The organism is Pontimicrobium sp. MEBiC06410 (assembly GCF_053601615.1).
The window spans coordinates 1-399 of the sequence record NZ_JBSHNT010000078.1; the positions used below are offsets into that span (position 1 = coordinate 1).

Annotated in this window: 1 protein-coding gene; it reads right to left on the reverse strand. The window is 41.6% G+C overall.

Translation table 11 applies throughout. The features are described 5' to 3' along the window. Positions 1 to 399, reverse strand: a 399-nt coding sequence (locus ACVC08_RS00505) for a hypothetical protein (protein ID WP_452600557.1), incomplete at both ends; no start/stop codon positions are given.

Here is a 399-nt window from a genome sequence, read left to right on the forward strand (position 1 = left end):
AGTGGCAGTACTAATATCATTAGGACAAGGGTTTGTTCCTGTAACAGTATAATCGAAGGTACTAGTAGTTGCACCAACAGCTGGTGTAAAAGTACCCGCGGCAGCATTAAAAGTACCACCAGATCCAGAAGTTTGCGACCAAGTACCGCCAGTATCTTCACCAGCGATTAAACTAAATAAATCTATAGTTGTTGTACTACTATCGCAAATGGTTGTATTACCATCTGTACCAGCGTTAACGGCAGGATTAATATTTATAGTGGCAGTACTAATATCATTAGGACAAGGGTTTGTTCCTGTAACAGTATAATCGAAGGTACTAGTAGTTGCACCAACAGCTGGTGTAAAAGTACCCGCGGCAGCATTAAAAGTACCACCAGATCCAGAAGTTTGCGACCA